Annotated in this window: 14 protein-coding genes and 1 riboswitch; of the genes, 8 read left to right on the top strand and 6 right to left on the bottom strand. The window is 47.4% G+C overall.

Annotated features, from left to right (window positions below; genetic code table 11):
• Window positions 1-136: 136 nt before the first annotated feature.
• A complete protein-coding gene (locus ASD24_RS31335) occupies window positions 137-265 on the bottom strand; it encodes a hypothetical protein (RefSeq protein ID WP_268795335.1) in 129 nt (42 codons plus the stop codon).
• A 144-nt stretch (window positions 266-409) separates the two neighbouring features.
• Between ASD24_RS31335 and ASD24_RS17370 the strand changes: the two genes are divergently transcribed.
• Window positions 410-2,488 carry a transglycosylase domain-containing protein gene (locus ASD24_RS17370; RefSeq protein ID WP_056698130.1) on the top strand — a complete coding sequence of 693 codons (2,079 nt, stop codon included), beginning with the start codon at window positions 410-412 and terminating at the stop codon, window positions 2,486-2,488.
• Between the two features lie 198 nt (window positions 2,489-2,686).
• On the opposite strand, the gene ASD24_RS17365 is transcribed toward ASD24_RS17370, so the two are convergent.
• Window positions 2,687-3,190 carry a YwhD family protein gene (locus ASD24_RS17365; RefSeq protein ID WP_056698127.1) on the bottom strand — a complete coding sequence of 168 codons (504 nt, stop codon included), beginning with the start codon at window positions 3,188-3,190 and terminating at the stop codon, window positions 2,687-2,689.
• A gap of 101 nt (window positions 3,191-3,291) precedes the next feature.
• Between ASD24_RS17365 and ASD24_RS17360 the strand changes: the two genes are divergently transcribed.
• From ASD24_RS17360 to ASD24_RS17340, 5 genes are all read left to right on the top strand, one after another.
• Window positions 3,292-5,283, top strand: a complete 1,992-nt coding sequence (locus ASD24_RS17360) for a M1 family metallopeptidase (RefSeq protein ID WP_056698125.1) — start codon at window positions 3,292-3,294, stop codon at window positions 5,281-5,283.
• A gap of 10 nt (window positions 5,284-5,293) precedes the next feature.
• Window positions 5,294-6,136: a hypothetical protein gene (locus ASD24_RS17355; RefSeq protein ID WP_056698121.1), complete on the top strand. Its 843-nt coding sequence runs from the start codon at window positions 5,294-5,296 to the stop codon at window positions 6,134-6,136.
• Between the two features lie 253 nt (window positions 6,137-6,389).
• Window positions 6,390-6,527: riboswitch (cyclic di-AMP (ydaO/yuaA leader) on the top strand.
• Window positions 6,528-6,530: 3 nt separating this feature from the next.
• Window positions 6,531-7,001: a C40 family peptidase gene (locus ASD24_RS17350; RefSeq protein ID WP_056698118.1), complete on the top strand. Its 471-nt coding sequence runs from the start codon at window positions 6,531-6,533 to the stop codon at window positions 6,999-7,001.
• Between the two features lie 335 nt (window positions 7,002-7,336).
• Entirely contained in the window at window positions 7,337-7,828 is a 492-nt protein-coding gene (locus ASD24_RS17345) for a GNAT family N-acetyltransferase (protein WP_056698114.1), read from the top strand.
• A 154-nt stretch (window positions 7,829-7,982) separates the two neighbouring features.
• Entirely contained in the window at window positions 7,983-8,339 is a 357-nt protein-coding gene (locus ASD24_RS17340) for a c-type cytochrome (RefSeq protein WP_056698111.1), read from the top strand.
• 80 nt (window positions 8,340-8,419) lie between these two features.
• Here ASD24_RS17340 and rbsK read toward each other — a convergent pair whose 3' ends face one another.
• The 3 genes from rbsK to ASD24_RS17325 all read right to left on the bottom strand — a co-directional run bounded on the left by rbsK (window position 8,420) and on the right by ASD24_RS17325 (window position 10,293).
• Window positions 8,420-9,403 carry a ribokinase gene (rbsK, locus tag ASD24_RS17335; RefSeq protein ID WP_056698110.1) on the bottom strand — a complete coding sequence of 328 codons (984 nt, stop codon included), beginning with the start codon at window positions 9,401-9,403 and terminating at the stop codon, window positions 8,420-8,422.
• Between the two features lie 40 nt (window positions 9,404-9,443).
• Window positions 9,444-9,740 carry a 4a-hydroxytetrahydrobiopterin dehydratase gene (locus tag ASD24_RS17330; RefSeq protein WP_056698106.1) on the bottom strand — a complete coding sequence of 99 codons (297 nt, stop codon included), beginning with the start codon at window positions 9,738-9,740 and terminating at the stop codon, window positions 9,444-9,446.
• Window positions 9,741-9,999: 259 nt separating this feature from the next.
• On the bottom strand, window positions 10,000-10,293 hold the full coding sequence (locus tag ASD24_RS17325; RefSeq protein ID WP_056698103.1) for a hypothetical protein: 294 nt from the start codon (window positions 10,291-10,293) through the stop codon (window positions 10,000-10,002).
• Window positions 10,294-10,527: 234 nt separating this feature from the next.
• Between ASD24_RS17325 and motA the strand changes: the two genes are divergently transcribed.
• A complete protein-coding gene (gene motA / locus ASD24_RS17320) occupies window positions 10,528-11,328 on the top strand; it encodes a flagellar motor stator protein MotA (RefSeq protein WP_056698100.1) in 801 nt (266 codons plus the stop codon).
• Entirely contained in the window at window positions 11,315-12,133 is an 819-nt protein-coding gene (motB, locus tag ASD24_RS17315; protein WP_056698097.1) for a flagellar motor protein MotB, read from the top strand. Before motA ends, motB begins: the two co-directional genes overlap by 14 nt.
• 226 nt (window positions 12,134-12,359) lie before the next feature.
• Here motB and rluF read toward each other — a convergent pair whose 3' ends face one another.
• Window positions 12,360-13,061, bottom strand: a complete 702-nt coding sequence (rluF, locus tag ASD24_RS17310; protein WP_056698094.1) for a 23S rRNA pseudouridine(2604) synthase RluF — start codon at window positions 13,059-13,061, stop codon at window positions 12,360-12,362.
• Window position 13,062 lies beyond the last annotated feature (1 nt).

Below are 13,062 nucleotides of genomic sequence, written 5' to 3'. Positions count from 1 at the left end.
ATCTCTACCTTCTTTCCGTAAAGTATTGATCAGCCATACCCGATTAAGCGCTACACGCTTAAACGTTCGCCCAAGCACGTCCAGCGTTCGGCGCCACACAGCATGATGGTTGCTGGTTGCGGGAGAGATCCGCGTTTCACTTCATATATAGATTAAAAATGGACCAGAACGCGCAAAGCGACTGACAGATCAACGAATCAGTGACATTTGGTGTGGTTCGTCCTTCCGTGTCTTCTGTATATTGTGCCGAACTCGTTCTTTTCATTACCCTTTTGCATTATACGCGATAGACGTTTATACTGCAAAACGGTTTTCCCACAATATGATACTTATTAAACCGTTATGTAACGCGGTGAATATACCTGCCACTCTAATCCCATACTGGAAAGAAAAGAAAGGAGCCCGTTCCATGAATCAAACACGCCAAAAGACCCGCAAACGCGGGTTCCGTATATGGAAATTCGTCAAAGGGATCTCTGTGCTGGTTGTACTTGGTCTCATTGCCACAGCAGCCGGACTCGTCTATCTATATGCCACTAGCCTGCCCCTAGCTGACTCCGATCGCAATTCCAGATTATTGGACAGCCAGGGCGACATCATCGCAACCTTCTCTGCTGGCGGCAAGGACTCGGTACCCGTACAACTGCAAGATATCTCGCCAGATCTCGTTCATGCCACACTGGCTGTAGAGGATCGCAAGTTCTATGAGCATTACGGCTTCGACATTCGGGGTATGGGACGAGCTGTGCTCGTTAACCTGGAGCATATGCAGATGTCTCAAGGAGCCAGTACGTTGACACAACAACTCGCACGTAATCTATACCTTTCCCACGAGAAAACATGGACACGTAAAGCCAAAGAAGCTATGTACACCGCTCAGCTTGAGATGAAATATAGCAAGGACGAGATTCTACAGATGTACCTGAATGAAATCTACTATGGTCATGGAGCCTACGGCATCGAGGCTGCTTCACGCATGTATTTTGGCAAAAGCGCTAAACAACTGGATCTCGCTGAGAGTGCGATGCTAGCAGGCATCCCGAAAGGTCCAACCTATTATTCTCCATACAATCATATGAAGAATGCCAAGGATCGGCAGAAGATCGTATTAAATGCTATGGCAGATATCGGAGAAATTACACAGACCGAAGCGGATAAGGCCTACGAGGAAATGCTTCAATTCAGACCCGAAAGTGAACGGAAAACGGTGGAAAAAGCTCCTTATTTCCGGGATTATATCCGGAATTTAGCCATTAAGGAACTGGACATCAGTGAAGCGATGCTGGATCACGGGGGATTAAACATCTACACCACATTAGATCTACGTGTGCAAAAGGCGGCAGAAGATGCCGTATCCAAGGGTATGGATGCTACAGGTGAGCTAGAGACCGCACTGGTCTCCATTGACCCTCGCACAGGCTATATCAAAGCAATGGTCGGCGGCAAAAATTATCGCACCAATCAGATTAACCACGTGCTGGCAACGACACGCCAGCCAGGTTCAGCATTCAAACCCATTATGTACTTGGCCGCACTGGAGTCTAAACAGCTCACTAGTGCATCTATGTTTAATAGCGAGCCTACCTTGTTCCACTACGACAACGATCGTAAGACGTACAAACCAGGGAACTTTGGTGACAAGTACCTCGGTGAAATCGATCTGAGAAAAGCGATAGCCGCATCAGACAATATCTATGCGGTTAATACGATCATGCAGATTGGGCCAGAGCAGGTTGTGAATATGGCCAGAAACTTAGGGATCACAAGCAATATGAGTGCTGTCCCTTCCCTTGCACTCGGCACCTCACCCGTTAGCCCATTGGAGATGGCATCTGCCTTTTCAGTCATTGCCGCTGGCGGTCAACGTACTCCTCCTGTGGCTATTTTACAGGTGACTGACGCTGCAGGTCGTGTTCTGTATGAAGCACCCCAGACCCAAGCAGAAACAGTCGTTGAGCCCGCCGCTGCCTACGTGTTGACTCGGTTAATGGAGAGTGTATTTGAAAATGGCGGAACAGGGAACCGTGTCTCAGCTACCATCAAGCGACCCGTTGCAGGCAAAACAGGAACAACCAATACAGACGCCTGGCTGGTCGGTTTCACCCCAGAGCTCTCAACCGCCGTCTGGGTTGGATATGATCAAGGGAAAGCAATCTCCACCGCTGATGGTCGCCGCGCGGCCCCCATGTTCGCCCAGTTCACGGAACAAGCACTCGCCAGTGTTCCACCCAAAATATTTTCGGTACCAGACAACGTTGTTAGTGTCTACATTGATCCTGAATCCGGCAAGCTGGCCGGCAATGGATGCCCAGAGAAACGACTTGAAGTATTTATTGATGGAACTGAGCCAACGGAAGTATGTCGCAGTGCTTCAGAAGACTCGGAATCTGGAAGCGATGATATGACTCATGAGGCACAGCAGCAACAGGGTCTACAGGAAGAAAAACATTCATGGTGGAGAGATTTCAAACGTTGGTGGGTAGAATGACGCAAATACGTAATGACGTAGTTGCGTCACCATCATTTTTTTGTGGATAGGCTTTCTATAAACACATCTAAAAAAACCCGTACCTGATGTTAGGACTGATTCCTGTTATAAACAGGTGACATTCCTTCACTAAAGGTCACGGGGCTTTTCTAGTTTAATTATTTAGTTTAGTTAGACGCACTGAAACGATTTAGGCACCTAGGACAATGCATCCTTCAACACATCCGGGGAAGCATTCCACCATTCTTCGTTATGTGAGATCAGAAGTGTCTTCAGTGCTGCACGTTCTTCTGGACCCAGATCATCCAACATAAAGCGGCGTTTCAACGCATAATCCATGCGGTTCACATGATCCGCAAGCAATTTCCATCCACGCTTAGCCTCCGTATCAATCCACATCTCACAAGCCGTCGCACCACCATATAACTGTCCCTGCTCTGTACGATCTACAGCTACCCAAACAAGCCATACTTGGCGTCCATTAGGTACGTCCTCACGATTGGTCGAAAACTTGATGCCACGCTCCACTTTACTCTTCGCGTGCATCGCACCAATATCAATCTTGGCTTCGCCTTGATCAATAATGACCGGGGATAAGTTATTCAGATCAATAGAACCCGAACCGAAACCTTTGTGTTTGCTTTTTGCACTAACGATATTCAAGGCAATTTGTTTTTTGCCGTTTTGCTCGTTTTGTTCCATGTTTATAGCCTCCAAGGGTTGATACAAATATTTTAACTAATATTCGTCCCATTGCAAACATATACATGCTGTAGATGCTTGTCAACGGGAGGTATTTAACGATGATTCCACGACGCGCCAAGAGTTGGCTCACCGCATTCCTCGCCCTGTGTGTGCTTATTGCAGGAGCATGGATTACGCTGGGAAACACTCGCTCCACAACATCCGAATTGCCTGTGCTCGCCCCAGAAGTGGGCAAGCCTCCAGGAAAAGCCCAAACCTCCGCACCTCCAGAAAGCGTGCAGACCCCGACTGCTGAAGTGTTCAGCGACCGTGTGGTGGAATATCACATCGATGTGAAATTGGTGGACGGAAATGTGTTGCAAGGAACACAGACACTAACTTGGACTCATCCAGGCAAAAAGACGGTCAACGAGCTTTATTTCCACCTGTATCCCAATGCATTCTCCTCTTCAGACACTACTTTTATGAAGGAGTCTGGCGGAAAGCTTCGTGGGGATGTTATGCCCACAGATGGCTATGGATCCATGAAGATTACAGAGATGAAAACAGAAGACGGTCTGTCACTTTTACACCGCATGCAATACGTACAGCCAGACGACGGAAATATGAAAGACAAAACACTTATCAAAATCCGATTGCCCAAACCGGTGAAGGGCGGCGAGAGCATAACGCTGCACACTCGATTTGAAGTACAACTGCCCAAAATTTTTGCCCGTATGGGAACTGCAGACGATTTTGTGATGGCAGGGCAGTGGTTCCCCAAAATTAGCGTATACGAGCCTACAGGTAGACGTGGACGCACAGCCGAGGGTTGGAACTTGCACCAATATCACGGCAATTCCGAATTTTATGCCGACTTCGGTATCTATAGCGTACGCATTCGAGTACCGGAATCATACAAGGTAGCCGCAACAGGTTTTCCAACGCAACAGGCAGTTGTGAAAAATAACGAAAAGATCTATCAATTCTATGCCGATGATGTCCATGATTTTGCATGGGCGGCCTCACCTCATTTTGTTTATGCCGAAGAACCCTTCTCCGCCCCCAATGTTCCTGGAGTAAGGATCAAACTCTATCTTGACCCTGCGCACCAGGATCTAAAAGAACGTTACTTCTACGCCGCTAAGGCAGCTCTAGCGAACTACAGCAAATGGTTTGGCACTTATCCCTACTCTACCCTCTCCATTGTCGTTCCTCCAAAAACCGGAAATGGCGCAGGAGGCATGGAGTATCCAACGTTGGTGACTGCCTTCGGGGCGGACGATACAACACCCGGGTATGATCTGGAACGAACCGTCGTCCATGAAATTGGTCATCAGTATTTCTATGGCATGCTCGCCAGCAATGAATTTGAGGAGGCTTGGTTAGACGAAGGATTCACCTCTTATGCAGAGGATAAATTAATGGAGCAGGAATATGGCCTAGTCCCTAACCTACCCGTTCAAGCGGGTTTGATCACGTCTCCAGCCCCGTTGACACAGGAAGCATGGAAGTTTGATTCACAGAACCATTATGCAGCGAATGTGTATACACGAGGCAAGCTTGTCTTGCTCGGTATCGAACAACAAGTCGGCTCCAAAACAATGGAACGCATCCTCTCTACTTATGTGAAGAAGTATCGTTTCAAACATCCTACTTCAGCAGATTTCCAAAGGGTCGTGGAGCAAGTTACTCGCACTTCATGGTCTACGTATTTTGATCAATATGTATATGGCGATGGGATGGCGGACTTTGCTGTGGAGAAGATCAGCGTAACTCCGGTTCAGAAGGGCGATCAAGAGGTGTACGAATCCTCTGTGACCATTCAGAAAAAAGGAAGCAATTATATGAAGGTTCCTGTGCGAATTGTGTTCGAGGATGGGCATATCGTGAATAAACAATGGAATGGAAACGAGGAGCGGATCACATATAAGCTTACCTATACTTCTCCGGTTTCTTGGGCCATGACCGACCCTCTGTACACTGTGGTATTAGAGAATCGTCATATGGACAATTTCCTGAAAGCTAATCTGGACGAATCATCCAAATTCCGCTGGAGTTTGAGCGCAACCAAACTTATTGAAGCTATTTTCGGAAGTCTGTCATGGTGAGGTGGAGACAGTGAAAGCAAAAATACGTGAAGGCTGGTTTCTCGTCCGTCAGCATATATTCATAGCTGCACTACTATTTATCTATCAATTAGTATGGGGGTACTTTATCTATCGATTAGTGCAGTCGGCGGTTGTCCCGCTGTTGCTTCGATATCCTGGCACGGATGCTGGAGAGCTCAGTACCCTTTTGTTCAAAATGGAAAGTCAACTCAGCCTCTCTACTCATCCCGAGGTTCATCGGTATCTATGGATTCTCGGAGCTATGCTGCTGCTGCGCATGTTAATCACTCCCCTCATCCAAGCAGGGCTGTTGTACTCATTACAACACTTTAATCAATCGGAGGAACGAACTCCTTTTGTCCGTGGTATCAAAGTGTTGTGGAAACCCATGTTACTGCTGCACTTCATCCGAACGTTGTTGATGTTGTTGCCGGCCTACTGGCTTGTGCCCACACTATTCGCCACTCTAATGGATGGGTTCCATTCATTACAACTGTTACTGCCGGGTATTCCATATGTTGTCGGTTGGATCGTGTACGGCTGGATTATTCATCACGTGATGTTATACATGCAGTTCGGTGCATCAGCTCCAGATGGAGAAGGCCGAGCACGCGGTGCATTATACGCTCTATGGATCGCGCTTCGTCATATCGTTCCTGTGATTGGCATCGCCTTGCTTCTGGGGGGGCTTCATCTACTCATCTTCGGTGCCTTCACTTCGGCATCCTGGTTCTTAACAGGGCTAGCTGGCCTTATATTACAGCAAACGTATCCTCTAGCTCGCTGTCTTATGTCTCTATGGAAGATATGCGCCCATTTCCGCTTATGGCAATCCAAGTCGACTAGAAGTTGATTCAAACAGGTTAAAATTTGTTACCATCTCTATGTCACATAAACGCGATGATAACGCTTCACAAAAGGAAACCTCAACCTTTCCCCGTCAAAGGTCGAGGTTTTTTTTGCTAATTTTACTGCTAAACGTTGCCAAATCAATGTACCTCTGGTACAATAATCGCAGTGAGTTTTTAGTAACAACTTTGTAATCTTTACCTTCATATTTGTAACTACTTAAAATTTAATCGTCATTTCTTGATTTTACAGGTGCACAACTAGCATAGCCAAATTCCTAGCACCTGGGAAGCGGGGGAACCAGTTATGGGTGAATTGATCTTGCTACAGAGGGATCATAGGGGACCTTCAACCGAATCCTTAAGCTAACCTCGCAGGCATTGGAAGGGGTATATCTCTTGTTCAAGAAGAAACTAACCGCAGCTGTACTTAGCCTCACATTCGCATTATCGCTTGGAGCTGGTAGCGCGTTCGCAGATTCAAAAATGGATGAAGTAATTGACTCAGCAATGGGAACTACATACAAAAGCGGGGGAACAACGCTTAACGGCTTTGACTGCTCTGGATTTACACGGTATGTATTCGACAAGCTTGGCATTGATTTGGCACGCCAATCAAGCTCCCAATTCGACATGGGTGATTCCGTTTCCCGTTCAGAAATGAGACCTGGCGATCTGGTATTCTTTAATACTTCCGGCAGTGGAGTATCACACGTAGGAATTTTCGTTGGAGAAGGTAAGTTTGCACACTCCTCTTCTTCCAAAGGCGTTACCATTAGCGCACTGAGCGAGAACTACTGGGCTAACCGCTATGTTGGCGCTAAACGTATTATGAGCACGGACGCGTATGAAACACTCGCACGTGACTAGGGACAAGCTGAGCAACATCATACTGTAACCAAGCATAACAGAACCGCCCGATCCATTCTCCGCAGGAATGTATCCGGCGGTTTTTTTGTGCTTTTTCGTCCGTGCCCTTATGATGTTTTTACCCATCCTATTGTAATATAAACGTAATGAACCGATCTTTTGTTTCAATTTTTTTCTATTTTACGAAGACTTGCCAAAACTACACCACGTTCTGTAGAGTAATGTTAGGAATATCTATACATTGACACATGATCTGTAGGATCCATCCCCATTCAAGAGCTTGTTCGGTTTTGAAGCGGTACCTATCCTACAAATGAGAGGAGCGTGCAGTAAGTATGGACGAAGCTTCTGTGACGTTTCACGTTAAACCTATGGAAGAAGAACACGCTCAGCAGATATGCAGTTGGCAATACGACCCACCTTATAATATTTATAGCTGGCTTCCTTGGGAACAGATGAAGGCACTTGAAGTCGAATTTGGAGATGTGCAGCTAAGGAAAGACCAATATGCTGTAATTTTGGGCGAGAATGATGAAATCTGCGGTTTTGCACAGTTCTTCCCGCTGGTCGGAGTCACCCGAATTGGACTAGGTATGCATCCCGAACGATGCGGGCATGGCCAAGGTGTTGAATTTGTGTCTGCGATTGTACAAGAAGCCATTCGCAGGAATCCCTCAAATGAAATTGATTTAGAAGTGCTCACCTGGAACACAAGAGCCATCCGGGTCTATGAAAAGGTTGGTTTTATCACCCAAGATACATACGAACGTCAGACACCTACTGGCTTGCAACCTTTTTATTGTATGGTGTATACAGGAGCTCGTTAACTTATAAGATAATTATGAGCTAATACGATTCCCGCTTTTAGTTGATAAGTTTCAAAAAATTACCACAAAATGCTATGATGTCATGGACAGTTCCGTTATAATGATATGGACAGATTCAGTTAGGTGATCTTTCATTCTGGAGGGGACATAAGGGATGCACAAATGGATCATGAGCGGGGTATTTTTTGCAGCGTGCGCGTTTGCTATTATTTTAATGTTTACGCTTCCAGGAAAAGAAGAGGTTGCCCAGGAAGCTAAACCAACTATGCCAGAAGTCACGATGGATGCCGGACAGGCTGAAGCACTGGTGAAAGCCAATTGTATTTCCTGTCACGGTGATCAGCTTCAAGGGGGCGTAGGTCCAGCTCTTGCGAACATCGGAAGTCAGGATGACGTTGAGAAGATCTACTCTACAATCGTCAAAGGTAAAGGCGGCATGCCTGCGTTCAAGGATCGACTGCAAGATGAAGAGATTGCCAACATTGCGATGTGGCTCGCCGAGAAAAAGTAACGGATGAACGAAGAGGCTATTACCTCCCTACCCGGGGTGTAACAGCCTCTTCTCTGTGCTTGGACATATCAGTGATAGAATCAGTCGCTTGATGTCTGCTGTGCAAGAAATGCCTCTACTTCATCTGCAGACGGCATTCCAGACTGGGCACCCAACTTCGTCACAGATAGCGCAGCTGCGCCCATAGCGAAGCTTACGGCTGCGTCAAGCGTCTCGCCGCGCGCAAGGGCTACCGCCAGCGCGCCGTTGAAGCAGTCGCCAGCGCCGGTCGTATCGACGGCGCTTACGGCGTAGCCGGGCGCACGGCACGCGCCGGCACGCCCTGCTTGTACGCGGCCGCCTGGCGCTGCCGCGTACACAGCCCCCTCGGGGCCGAGCGTCGTGACGACGGCGGCTCCGAGGGATGCGGCGAGCTCTGCGACCGCCGCATCCAGGTCTTCCGGCCGGAGTTGATCCCGGCCGGTAAGCACGGCGAGCTCGGTGCGGTTCGGCGTGACGACGTCAACGCACCGCAGGAGCTCCTGGGGCAGACCCGGCACTGCCGGAGCCGGGTTGAGCACCACCAGTGCGCTGCCTTCTGACGCTAGAGTAGCGGCGCGGGTGACCGCTGGCAGCGGAATCTCGAGCTGCAGCAGCACCGCTGCGGCTGCAGTCAGGCTTTTCACCGTATCCGCCTCTTCCAGCATCTCCGGTACTACCTTTCCGTTCGCCCCTGGGATAACAATAATTCGGTTATCTCCATTGGAGAGCCAGATCGAGGCTGTACCCGTCGCTGAATCATCCATGACACGAACCGGCGATGCATCTACCCCACTCTCATGCAGGCTACGAAGCAGGCGTTCGCCAAACACATCTGTCCCTACAGCTCCAATCATCGTTGTCTGCCCACCGAGACGAGCGGAGGCCACTGCCTGGTTAGCCCCTTTGCCACCAGCAAGATAGTGCAACTCTTCCCCGCTGACCGTTTCTCCCTCTTCTGGAATCGTATCCGTTTTGACGACAAGATCCATATTGAGGCTACCAACGACAGCGATAAGCGGATGTTTCTGATTGTTGTCTGACATGCCGTTCACCCATTTCTAGCAGACGAGCCTAACCCAGTGGTTATTCCGCCCTCATTTTCTCAAATGTTTCGTTGAATTGCTCCGCTTCTTTAATATCTACAGATGTAATGCCTCCGTCATCCCATGACGTGAGACGTAGCGTGACTGTCGTATAATCAATCGTAATGAAAGGATGATGATTAAATGCTTCCGAGATCGCAGCGACCTCGTCTACAAATGCAATCCCTTTCATGTAGTTAGAAAACACAAATTTGCGAACAATCCATCGTCCCTCCTCTAGTTCCCAGCCTTCAAGCCTTCCCAGATGAGCTTCGACTTCCTCTTGCGAAAAAACCATACGTTATCTTCCTCCCCATACGATGGAAACATCACCATACTTCCGTATCCATCTATGTTACCAACGAAACCTTTGGCACTACCGACTAGCCCCAAACGGTTGGTTCACCGCAGTGCGATTCGCCGTTTCATGACTATCATCTTACCATGGACAAGCCTCAAAATCCAATCTAACAGATGACGGTAGAGCCAATAACCATAAGGCTTTCAGGCGTTTATCTCCCATGATATCTGACCCTGAATTAACGCTTCTGTGCAAGCTAAATAAGCGGTACAAAGGTGAGTTCTTCTTCTCCAATCAAAATATGAATCCGGTGCTGATCCTTATCATGGATGACAACCCCGCTGCCAACTGGAATAATCGATTCTTCACCTAGCGCATAGAACAGATCCTCTGCCAGTGCCTCATCGACTTCAAGCTGCTCTGCTTCGCCTAATCTGCTCCACTCTTCCGAATCCATTTCAAAGAAAACATACCGATCCGGTATACGACTGAGGGCCTGTGTTAAATCTGTCAATATTCCTTCATAATCCCGTCCATGCTTTACGCCCATTGGCTTTTCACTCCTATTCGGCCCCTAAGGAGCGGATTTCATCTTATTATACCTGAAAATAACCCTTAAAAAAAAAGGCCTATTGGTCGATAAATACTATACATGATCGTTTTAACTGTTTTGGCAATCCAAAAGAGTGCCAAGCATGAAACGAATTGCGGCTCTACGTTCGTCCGGAAGCCCGAATATAGCCGCTTGAAAGGATTCAATTTTATCTCATGGATGAGGTGTATGATGAACATTTCAACAATTATTGGACTTGTTTTGGGACTCGCTTCACTTGTAATCGGTATGATGTTGAAGCATGCTCCCGTAATTAATCTGGTCAACAACCCAGCAGCCTATATGATTATATTTGTTGGTACCGCAGCAAGTATTTTTATGGCATTCCCTATGTCAGAAGTCAAGAGAATTCCGAAACTCTTCGGAATTTTGTTCAAACAGCAAAAATTGATCGATCGCGTATCCCTAATCGGCACATTTATGGACTGGGCTTCCACTACCCGTCGTGAAGGTTTGCTTGCACTAGAATCAAAAGTTGAAGAAATCGACGATCATTTCCTCCGCAGCGGCATGCGGATGATTATCGACGGGAACGATCAAGATTTCGTCAGCGATGTTTTAATGGAAAACATTCACACTACAGAGGAGCGTCACCGCAGTGGTGCACTAATCTTCTCCCAAGCAGGTATGTATGCTCCAACACTCGGCGTTCTTGGAGCCGTAGTTGGTTTGATCGCAGCCCTTGCCGACCTTAGCGATATGGATAAGCTCTCTCAAGCAATTGCAGCAGCATTCATCGCTACCCTCTTGGGTATCTTCACAGGTTATGTACTGTGGCATCCAATGTCCAACAAGTTGAAGCGGATGTCCAAGCAAGAGATGGAAATCAAGCTCATGATGGTTGAGGGCCTGCTCTCGATTCAATCCGGTGTTTCCACCATTGCTATCAATCAGAAATTATCTGTATTCCTGACACCTTCCGAACGTAAACAACTGGAAGAGAAGGAGGGTTCATCAGGTGAAAAAGGCTAAGAAGCATGAACCACATGAAGAGCATATAGACGAGAGTTGGTTGCTCCCTTATTCTGACTTGATGACCTTGTTGCTCGCTCTGTTTATTGTTTTGTTCGGCATGAGTTCCATTGATGCGGGTAAGTTTGAGCAAATGGCTTCCGCACTAAGCAGCGCATTGAATGGTGGATCAGGTGTCCTTGATTATAGCTCCATGAATCCTGAAACTCCGGGTGCTGATCTTGGTAAGAAGAAAGAACAGCCTGAGGAGATTACGAAAAAATCACCAAATCAGATCACCGATGCTCAGATGGCTCAGAAAGAGCAAGAGGATCTGGAGAAGCTCAAGGAACGTCTGGATCAGTATATTTCAAAAAATGGACTTTCCGATCAGCTTAACACCAAGTTAAATCAGTCGGAACTGAAGATCACGATCAGTGATAATGCCTTGTTCTCCTCTGGACGAGCCGATGTGAAACCAGAATCGCGTTCCTTGGCCAAAGCGATCTCAAGTATGCTTCAGGAGTTCCCGGAATATGAAGTGGTTGTATCCGGTCATACCGATAATATTCCCATTTCGAACAACCAATATAAGGATAACTGGGATTTGAGTGCAGATCGTGCCCTCAACTTCCTCAAAATTCTGTTGCTTAATACATCGCTCGATCCTTCCAAGTTCACACCTAGCGGCTATGGAGAGTACCATCCAATCGCTAGTAACGACACGAATGTTGGACGAGCACAGAATCGACGTGTAGAGGTTTCCATCATTCGGAAATACCAAAGTAACAACTCGTCTGTAAAAGCTGTTGATTCGGCTAACTAGAAGCCCTATAAATAGCATGAGCTATTCCGAACAAACGAAAAGTGCCGCTTTCCTTTTACCAAGGGGAGCGGCACTTTTGTTTTGCTGCGGAATCCCGGTACTATTACTTTGTTGCTATTAATGGTTCTTGCTCTGCTCCTATGGGCAGATGAAGAAAGCCAGCATCCAGTAATCCCTTAGGGACTCCCGAACGCTGGCTTTTTTGCACTCTGGCTATGCTCTCTTATTATTCTAATGAATAGTCGAGCAGACTACCGAGTTCTGCTTTCTCTGCCGCAGTTAACTCTCTCCACTTGCCCGTAGCTTGTTCCCCCAGATGAATGTTCATGATACGAATCCTTTTCAGCTTCCGAACCTCATAACCAAATGCACTGCACATCCGGCGAATCTGGCGGTTCTTTCCTTCGGTCAGTATAATTCGGAACATTCGATCCGTGATACGAGTCACTTTGCAGGGAAGCGTCATTTCACCAAGAATTTTGACCCCTGTACTCATACCCTGCAGAAAGCTTGCAGTTACTGGTCGATCCACGGTAACGATATATTCCTTCTCATGGCGACCCTCTGCTCTTAAAACCCGGTTCACAATGTCCCCATCATTGGTCATAAGAATCAAACCTTCTGAATCTTTATCCAATCGACCAATCGGGAAGATCCGCTCTGTGTGGCCTACAAAATCTACAATGTTCCCCCGGATATGTTGCTCCGTCGTACTGGTGATACCCACCGGCTTGTTCAGCGCGATGTACACATGTTTTCTTTTCTCCCGGATCGGCTGTCCATTAATGCGTACATCATCGCCTTCTTCAGCCTGACTACCTAGCTCTGCCTGGACACCATTAATCGTTACTTTCCCACTCTCGACTAGCTTGTCCGCTTCACGCCGGGAACAGTAACCTGTCTCACTAATAAATTTATTGATACGCAAA

It is taken from the genome of Paenibacillus sp. Root52, assembly GCF_001426865.1.
Classification (GTDB): domain Bacteria; phylum Bacillota; class Bacilli; order Paenibacillales; family Paenibacillaceae; genus Paenibacillus.
Note: the sequence above shows the minus strand (reverse complement) of the source record. Positions and strands in the feature narration are given on the sequence as shown.

What these genes read in the sequence shown, in the direction of transcription:
- ASD24_RS31335 (WP_268795335.1), bottom strand. Translation starts at nt 265, where the DNA reads ATGAAAAGAACGAGTTCGGCACAATATACAGAAGACACGGAAGGACGA.
- ASD24_RS17370 (WP_056698130.1), top strand. Translation starts at nt 410, where the DNA reads ATGAATCAAACACGCCAAAAGACCCGCAAACGCGGGTTCCGTATATGG.
- ASD24_RS17365 (WP_056698127.1), bottom strand. Translation starts at nt 3,190, where the DNA reads ATGGAACAAAACGAGCAAAACGGCAAAAAACAAATTGCCTTGAATATC.
- ASD24_RS17360 (WP_056698125.1), top strand. Translation starts at nt 3,292, where the DNA reads ATGATTCCACGACGCGCCAAGAGTTGGCTCACCGCATTCCTCGCCCTG.
- ASD24_RS17345 (WP_056698114.1), top strand. Translation starts at nt 7,337, where the DNA reads ATGGACGAAGCTTCTGTGACGTTTCACGTTAAACCTATGGAAGAAGAA.
- ASD24_RS17340 (WP_056698111.1), top strand. Translation starts at nt 7,983, where the DNA reads ATGCACAAATGGATCATGAGCGGGGTATTTTTTGCAGCGTGCGCGTTT.
- rbsK (WP_056698110.1), bottom strand. Translation starts at nt 9,403, where the DNA reads ATGTCAGACAACAATCAGAAACATCCGCTTATCGCTGTCGTTGGTAGC.
- ASD24_RS17330 (WP_056698106.1), bottom strand. Translation starts at nt 9,740, where the DNA reads ATGGTTTTTTCGCAAGAGGAAGTCGAAGCTCATCTGGGAAGGCTTGAA.
- ASD24_RS17325 (WP_056698103.1), bottom strand. Translation starts at nt 10,293, where the DNA reads ATGGGCGTAAAGCATGGACGGGATTATGAAGGAATATTGACAGATTTA.
- motA (WP_056698100.1), top strand. Translation starts at nt 10,528, where the DNA reads ATGAACATTTCAACAATTATTGGACTTGTTTTGGGACTCGCTTCACTT.